The organism is Pseudomonas sp. AKS31, from assembly GCF_023634765.1.
Lineage (GTDB): Bacteria > Pseudomonadota > Gammaproteobacteria > Pseudomonadales > Pseudomonadaceae > Aquipseudomonas.
On the sequence record NZ_JAMLFX010000006.1, the window covers coordinates 100,039 to 100,949 of the forward strand.

Here is a 911-nt window from a genome sequence, read left to right on the forward strand (position 1 = left end):
CCCCGAACCCGATGGCGTATATTCGGCAAATCTCCTTTGCCCGTGCAGCCCTCGACCATGAAGCAGACCCCCACCGATCTCGAACAGATCACCGCCACCACCCTCGGCCATTACAACTCAGTGGCCGAAGACTTCCGCGAAGGCACCCGCGATCACGATGTCAGCCAGAACATCGATGCGTTGCTGCGGCATATCCAGGGCACGGCGCCCTTCACGATTCTGGATTTCGGCTGCGGCCCGGGGCGGGATCTGCAGACATTTACGCGCATGGGCCACGTCGCTGTGGGTCTCGACGGCTCTCAAGAGTTTGCGCGAATGGCCCGTGAAGACAGTGGCTGCGAGGTGTTGCAGCAGGACTTTCTGAAACTTGATCTGCCGCCCGAACGCTTTGACGGCATCTTCGCCAACGCGGTGTTGTTTCATGTGCCGCTGCAGGAATTGCCACGGGTGCTCAAGCAATTACATGGCGCGCTGAAGCCCGGTGGCGTGTTGTTCAGCTCCAATCCGCGTGGGGATAACCGCGAAGGCTGGAACGGGCCGCGCTATGGCTCGTATCACGATCTGTCGGCGTGGCAGAGGTTGTTGACGGACGCGGGGTTTGTCGAGCTGGAGCATTACTACCGCCCGGCGGGGCTGCCGCGTGAGCAGCAGCCTTGGTTGGCCAGCGTTTGGCGTAAGGCTTGAGTCGAGTCAGAGAAAAGCCCCTCACCCCCAGCCCTCTCCCGGAGGGAGAGGGAGCCGATTGGGGGATATTCAAGCAGTACGCCGACCGGATCTAACTTAGCTGAACCCATAATCGACTCGATTTTTCAGGTCGATGGATAGCGTCAGACACCTCGGTCAGTCCCCTCTCCCCCCGGGAGAGGGTTAGGGTGAGGGTCGTTGTTGACTTGATCCTTCTTCGGCTCGCG

The 911-nt window shown here is 60.5% G+C and carries 1 protein-coding gene; it reads left to right on the top strand.

All coding sequences use genetic code 11. From position 1 onward, the window contains the following. The first annotated feature begins 57 nt into the window (after positions 1–57). Positions 58–684 carry a class I SAM-dependent methyltransferase gene (locus M9827_RS18045; protein WP_250606449.1) on the top strand — a complete coding sequence of 209 codons (627 nt, stop codon included), beginning with the start codon at positions 58–60 and terminating at the stop codon, positions 682–684. The last annotated feature ends 227 nt before the right edge of the window (positions 685–911 follow it).

Bases quoted from the DNA above. Each gene is read 5' to 3' on its own strand.
- M9827_RS18045 (WP_250606449.1), top strand. From the start codon at position 58: ATGAAGCAGACCCCCACCGATCTCGAACAGATCACCGCCACCACCCTC.